We start from the raw sequence: 6,453 nt of genomic DNA on the forward strand, positions 1-6,453 counted from the left end.
GTTCAGGCCCTATGACGGCACGCGCTTCGAGATCGAGATCGATTTCGAAAGCCCGGCAATCGGCCGCCAGCTGTTCGCTTCCGACATCAATCCCGACATTTTTCGCCGCGACATCGCGCGCGCCCGCACCTTCGGTTTCATGAAGGACGTCGAGCGGCTGTGGGCGGCCGGCTATGCACTCGGCTCGTCGCTGGAGAACTCGCTGGTGATCGGCGACGACAACCGCGTCATCAACATCGGCGGCCTTCGCTACGCCAATGAGTTCGCGCGCCACAAGACGCTGGATGCGATGGGCGACCTTGCGCTCGCCGGCGCCCGCTTCATCGGCTGCTTCCGCTCCTATCGTGGCGGCCACCGGATGAATGCGGCGGCCTTGCGTCGGCTTTTGCCCGACCGGTCCGCCTTCGAGATCGTCGAACCGACGCGCCGCGACCGCGGCCGCAGCGCAGAGATGATTGCCGTCAGCGCGCCCCTCTACGCGCCCTGGATGATTTGATTCTTAACGATTTTCTGGCTTTGTAGCGCCCGGCCGGTGTTGCATGGATGCATCACCGGTTGGTGAAATCGTGCCATTCTTGGGTCGGTGCCGAACCGCCACAAAAATGTGCGATTGGCCGGAGATAGCGTTGCCGGGCAAGGCGGTTATGGTTTATGGCTGCTGCCCCAGAGCGAAATGACGACTGAAATGACGCCGAAAGGGCGGAATCCAATCATGTTCTTCAAGCGAGTTGGTCAATCGAAAGCACCGCACCGGGTCGTTTTCCTGGCGCTTTCGGTGGTTGTTCCATCGCTCGTCCTGTCGGCCTGCATGTCCTCCGAGAAGGATGTCGACCTGTCGACCTATGTCGACCAGACCGAGCCCGCGGACGTCCTCTACAATCAGGGCCTCGCCAATCTGAATGCCGGCCGCCTGGACGAGGCGAGCAAGAAGTTCGACGCGGTCGACCGCCAGCACCCGTATTCGGAATTCGCCCGCAAATCGATGGTGATGGGCGCTTTCGCCGACTATCGCGCCGGCCACTACGACGAGGCGATCGGCTCGGCCAAACGCTACCTGACGCTCTACCCGTCGACGGATGACGCCGCCTATGCCCAGTACATCATCGGGCTGAGCTACTACCGCCAGATCAAGGACGTCACGCAGGACCAGAAGGAAGCGCGCCTGACCGTGCAGACGATGCAGGATCTGGTGACGCGCTGGCCGACCTCAGAATATGTCGACGACGCCAAGGAGAAGGTCCGCTTCGCCAACGACCAGCTCGCCGGCAAGGAGATGCAGATCGGCCGCTACTATCTCGAGCGCCGCGAGTATATCGCCGCGGTCAAGCGCTTCCGCACCGTGGTCGAGAACTATTCCAACACCCGCCATGTCGAGGAGGCGCTGGCGCGCCTGACCGAAAGCTATTACGCGATGGGCCTGACATCGGAAGCGCAGACCGCCGCCGCGGTGCTCGGCACTAATTATCCCGACAGCCAGTGGTACAAGGATTCCTACAAGCTCCTGCAGAGCAACGGGCTTGAGCCGCGCGAAAATGCGGGGTCGTGGATCTCCAAGGCCGGGAAGCTGATCACCGGCGCCTGACATCCGCGATGCTGTCCAGGCTGTCGATCCGCGATATCGTCCTGATCGAGAAGCTGGACATCGACTTCTTGCCCGGCCTCTCGGTGCTGACCGGCGAAACCGGCGCCGGCAAATCCATCCTGCTCGACGCGCTGTCGCTGGCGCTCGGCGCGCGCGGCGACGCGGCACTCGTGCGCCATGGCGCCACGCAGGGCCAGGTCATCGCCGTGTTCGACGTGCCGCGCAACCATCCGGCCCGCGCGCTGCTCGCCGACAACGCCATCGAGGATGACGGCGACATCATCCTGCGCCGCGTGCAGACGGCCGACGGCCGCACGCGCGTTTTCGTCAACGACCAGCCGTCCAGCGTCACGCTGATGCGCGATATCGGCCATGCGCTGGTCGAGATCCACGGCCAGCACGACGAGCGGGCGTTGGTCGATCCGGGCGCGCACCGCGAATTGCTGGACAGTTTCGGCGGCCATCTCGGCGCCGCGCGCGCGACGGGCGAGGCCTGGCGCTACTGGCGCGGCTGCGAGCAGGACCTTGCCAAGCATCGCGCCAAGGTCGAGGCCGCGGCGCGCGAAGCCGACTATCTGCGCGCCTCCGTCGCCGAACTGGCGAAGCTCGATCCGCAGCCGGGCGAGGAGAGCGAGCTTGCCGAATTGCGCGCCATGATGATGCGGGCGGAAAAGATCGCCTCGGAAATCCATGACGCGCAGGATGTGCTTTCGGGACCGTCCTCGCCGCTGCCGCAGCTGGCCAGCCTGCTCAGGCGCCTGCAGCGCAAGGCAGGAGAGGCGCCGGGCCTGCTCGATGAGGTGGTGAAGTCGCTTGACGAGGCGATGCTGTCACTCGATGCCGCGCAGTCGGGCGTCGAAGCGGCGCTGCGCGCCACCGAATATGATCCGCAACGGCTGGAGAAGGCGGAAGAACGGCTCTTCGCGCTGCGCGCCGCCTCGCGCAAGCACAGCGTGGCGGTCGACGATCTAGCGCAGTTGCGCGACACGATGGCCGCCGACCTCGCCGATCTCGATGCCGGCGAGGAACGCCTGCACGGGCTGGAGAAACAGGCGGCCGCGGCGCGCGAGGCCTACGACATCTCGGCCGCGCAGCTGTCGTCGCTTCGCCATGCCGCCGCCGTCGGCCTGACCAGGGCGGTGATGGCCGAATTGCCGGCGCTCAAGCTTGAACGCGCCGAGTTCATCGTCGAGATAACGAGCGATGCCGAAAGCCGGATGGAAGAGGGCATCGACCAGGTCGAGTTCTGGGTGCGCACCAATCCGGGCACCAGGCCCGGCCCGATGATGAAGGTCGCCTCCGGCGGCGAGCTGTCGCGCTTCCTCCTGGCGCTGAAAGTTGCGCTGGCCGATCGCGGCTCGGCGCCGACGCTGGTCTTCGACGAGATCGACACCGGCGTCGGCGGCGCCGTGGCCGATGCCATCGGCCAGCGGTTGGCCAGGCTGTCGAAGCGGGTGCAGGTGCTGTCCGTCACGCACGCGCCGCAAGTGGCGGCACGCGCGGCAACGCATTTCCTGATCTCCAAATCCGGCGGCACCGACAGGGTCGCCACCGGCATCGCCGAGATGGACCGGCCGGCGCGCCAGGAGGAGATCGCGCGCATGCTGGCCGGCGCCACGATCACCGACGAGGCGCGCGCGGCGGCAGAGCGTTTGCTGCGCGAGAACACGGCCGCAGCCTAGGCTGCGTCGATATTCAGGCGAGGCCGGCCTGCGAACGGCGGCTTCCTGAGCTTCCGGTGCTCACGTACCCAAAAGTACGCTCCGCTCCGGTTCTCGGAAGCCACCATTCTCGCCTCGGCCTGACCTGAATCTCAACACATCCTGGGTGCTTGATTCTCTGTGCTTGGAATCTGAGTCAGGATATGGCTGCATCCTGCTGTTCGGGAATGATTTTTGCGCAAGCCGACTCCCGGTCGGCGAATCCTGATTTATAGTGGCGCGCCATAACTCAGGGACTTGCCAAGCATGTCGGAAAAACCAGTCGATTCGCTGAGCGAAAGCGAGGCCGCGGACGAGCTGAAGCGGCTGGCGGCGGAGATCGCCGAGCACGACCGGCGCTACCATACCGACGACGCGCCGATAATCTCCGACGCGGAGTACGACGCGCTGACGCGCCGCAACCTCGCCATCGAGGATCGCTTCCCGGACCTGGTGCGCGAGGATTCGCCGTCACAGCGGGTCGGCGCGCCGCCGGCGGAGGGCTTTGCCAAGGTTCGCCATGCCGTGCCGATGCTCAGCCTCTCCAAGGCCTATACCGACCAGGACGTCGCCGACTTCATCGAGCGCGGCCGGCGCTTCTTCGACCGCGACAAGGATCTGGACATCGCCTTCACGGCCGAGCCGAAGATCGACGGGCTGTCGGCCTCGCTGCGCTACGAGCGCGGCGTGTTCGTGCAGGGCGCAACGCGCGGCGACGGCGCCGTCGGCGAAGACATCACCGCCAACCTCAAGACGATCGCGGATATCCCGAAAACCCTGAAGGGCTCGGGCTGGCCCGATTCGATCGAGATACGCGGCGAGGTCTACATGACCTATGCCGAGTTCGAGGCGCTGAAGCAACGTTCGGCGGCCGCCGGCGGTCAGGACTACGTCAATCCGCGCAACACCGCTGCCGGGTCGCTGCGCCAGAAGGATCCATCAGTCACCGCCAGCCGCAACCTGAAGTTCTTCGCCTATGCCTGGGGCTACACGACGGCGGATCCGGCTCCCACCCAATATGATTCGGTGCAGAAATTCGCCGAGTGGGGGTTCAAGGTCAGCCCGTTGATGGTGCGGGCGAAATCGATCGAGGAACTGATCGCGCACTATCATCGGATCGAGGAGCAGCGCTCGTCGCTGGGCTACGACATCGACGGGGTCGTCTACAAGGTCGACCAGCTGGAATTGCAGCGCCGGTGGGGGTTCGTCACAGGCGAGCCGCGCTGGGCCGTCGCGCACAAATTTCCGGCCGAGCAGGCGATGACGACCGTGCAGAAGATCGACATCCAGGTCGGTCGCACCGGCACGCTGGCGCCGGTGGCGCGGCTGGCGCCCGTCACCGTCGGCGGCGTCGTGGTCGAGAACGTCACGCTGCACAATGAGGACTATATCAAGGGTCTCGACAGCAACGGCCTGCCGATCCGCGACGGCATCGACGTCCGCATCGGCGACACTGTGGTCATCCAGAGGGCAGGGGATGTCATTCCGCAGATCGTCAGCGTGGTCATCGACAAGCGCCCGTCGGATGCCGTGCCTTATGAATTCCCGCATACCTGCCCGATCTGCGGTTCGCCGGCGACGCGCGAGATCAACGAGAAGACCGGCAAGGAAGATTCCCGCCGCCGCTGCACCGGCGAGCTGATCTGCGCGGCGCAGGCCGTGGAGGGATTGCGCCACTTCGTCTCGCGCGGCGCCATGGATATCGAGGGGCTGGGCGCGGAAAACATCGATCTCTTCTTCAACGCCGGATTGATCAAGACGGCCGCCGATATCTTCACGCTCAAGGATCGTCGTCCCGACGTCACCAGGGCGCTGGCCGGGCGGCGCGAGGAGCAGGCGAGGTTGCGCGAGGCCGCATCGGGCAAGACGCGCAAGAATGTGCGCAGCGCCGAGGATCGCAACTATGAAGGCCTCGACAAGCTGTTCGCGGCCATCGACGCGCGCCGTGAGCCGGAGCTCGACCGCTTCATCTTCGCCCTCGGCATCCGCCATATCGGCGAAACGACAGCCGCCGTGCTGGCCCGGACCTTCTCGACCATGGAGGAGCTGATCCGCATCGGCAAGGAGACGGCAAAGGCCGACGATCCGCACAGCGTTTTCCCCTCGATCAACGGCATCGGCGATACGGTGATCGGCGCGCTGCGCGATTTCTTCGGCAATGAACGCAACGACGACGTGCTTGAGAAGCTGCTCGAGCAAGTCAAGCCAAAGCCGTATATCGTCACGGTCTCGGCCGACAGCGAGGTCGCCGGCAAGACGATCGTCTTTACCGGTTCATTGGAAAAGATGACGCGCTCCGAAGCCAAGGCCATGGCCGAACGGCTTGGCGCCAAGGTGGCGGGCTCGGTGTCGGCGAAGACCGATCTGTTGGTGGCCGGTCCGGGCGCGGGCTCCAAGCTGAAGCTTGCCGGTGAACTCGGCGTCGAAGTCATCGACGAGGACACATGGTTGCAACGGGTTGGCAAGGCGTGATGGCCGGCCCGTTCAAGGGGTTTGGCCAAAAGGCCATTCCGTTCCTCAAGGCGCTCGACTTCCACCAGAACCGCGAGTGGTTTCACGAGAACCGCGACCTGTACGAGAGCGAGCTGCACGAGCCGTTCTGCGATCTCGTCGAGACGCTGACCGAGCGTTTCGCCGCGGCCGGACTTGGCCTGCGCGGCGACCGCAAGAAGTCGCTGTTCCGCATCAATCGCGACGTGCGTTTCTCCAAGGACAAGCGGCCCTACAACCGGCATCTGTCGGCCATCCTGTCGCCCGACGGCACCAAGATGGAGCAGGGCGTGTTCTACGTGCATATCGGGCTCGAGCGGTGCTTCTCGGGCGTCGCCTGGTGGCAGCCCAGCCCCGAACTGCTGCTCGCCATGCGCAACGCCATCGCGACGAAGCCGGAGAAGTATCGCGCGCTGGTGGCGGCCTTGAAGAAGAACCGTCTCGAATTCGAGACCGAGGATCGCATGAAGCGCACGCCGCGCGGCTTCGAGCATGTCACTGACAGCGACTTGGCCGAAGCCATCCGCAACCGGCACTTTTACGTCCAGCAGGCAATTGACCCGGCCGGGATCCACTCGCCGGCGCTGGTCGACGAGCTCGTCGATTTCACCTTGCGGGCCAAGCCACTGCTCGACTGGGGCAGGGCCATCCAGGGCAAGGCGCAATAGCGCGAGCCATGCT

General features: G+C 65.1%; 5 protein-coding genes. All 5 read left to right on the forward strand.

What is annotated here, in order from left to right; all coding sequences use genetic code 11:
• Nucleotides 1-496 (forward strand): UDP-3-O-acyl-N-acetylglucosamine deacetylase (locus EN780_RS24820; RefSeq protein ID WP_189556708.1); only part of this gene is annotated, 496 nt, incomplete at its 5' end.
• A 216-nt stretch (nucleotides 497-712) separates the two neighbouring features.
• The gene (locus EN780_RS24825) at nucleotides 713-1,582 is read left to right on the forward strand and encodes an outer membrane protein assembly factor BamD (protein WP_127286449.1); all 870 of its coding nucleotides are present in this window, start codon (nucleotides 713-715) and stop codon (nucleotides 1,580-1,582) included.
• A gap of 8 nt (nucleotides 1,583-1,590) precedes the next feature.
• Nucleotides 1,591-3,264, forward strand: coding sequence for a DNA repair protein RecN (gene recN / locus EN780_RS24830; RefSeq protein ID WP_128275595.1), 1,674 nt, complete (start codon nucleotides 1,591-1,593; stop codon nucleotides 3,262-3,264).
• A gap of 285 nt (nucleotides 3,265-3,549) precedes the next feature.
• A complete protein-coding gene (gene ligA / locus EN780_RS24835) occupies nucleotides 3,550-5,754 on the forward strand; it encodes an NAD-dependent DNA ligase LigA (RefSeq protein ID WP_128275596.1) in 2,205 nt (734 codons plus the stop codon).
• Complete coding sequence (locus tag EN780_RS24840) at nucleotides 5,754-6,440, forward strand: TIGR02453 family protein (protein WP_128275597.1); 687 nt, start codon at nucleotides 5,754-5,756, stop codon at nucleotides 6,438-6,440. Before ligA ends, EN780_RS24840 begins: the two co-directional genes overlap by 1 nt.
• The last annotated feature ends 13 nt before the right edge of the window (nucleotides 6,441-6,453 follow it).

It is taken from the genome of Mesorhizobium sp. M4B.F.Ca.ET.089.01.1.1 (assembly GCF_004022605.1).
Taxonomy (GTDB): Bacteria; Pseudomonadota; Alphaproteobacteria; order Rhizobiales; family Rhizobiaceae; genus Mesorhizobium; species Mesorhizobium abyssinicae.

Excerpts from the sequence above, each read along its gene's own strand:
- EN780_RS24825 (WP_127286449.1), top strand. The coding sequence starts at position 713 with ATGTTCTTCAAGCGAGTTGGTCAATCGAAAGCACCGCACCGGGTCGTT.
- recN (WP_128275595.1), top strand. The coding sequence starts at position 1,591 with ATGCTGTCCAGGCTGTCGATCCGCGATATCGTCCTGATCGAGAAGCTG.
- ligA (WP_128275596.1), top strand. The coding sequence starts at position 3,550 with ATGTCGGAAAAACCAGTCGATTCGCTGAGCGAAAGCGAGGCCGCGGAC.
- EN780_RS24840 (WP_128275597.1), top strand. The coding sequence starts at position 5,754 with ATGGCCGGCCCGTTCAAGGGGTTTGGCCAAAAGGCCATTCCGTTCCTC.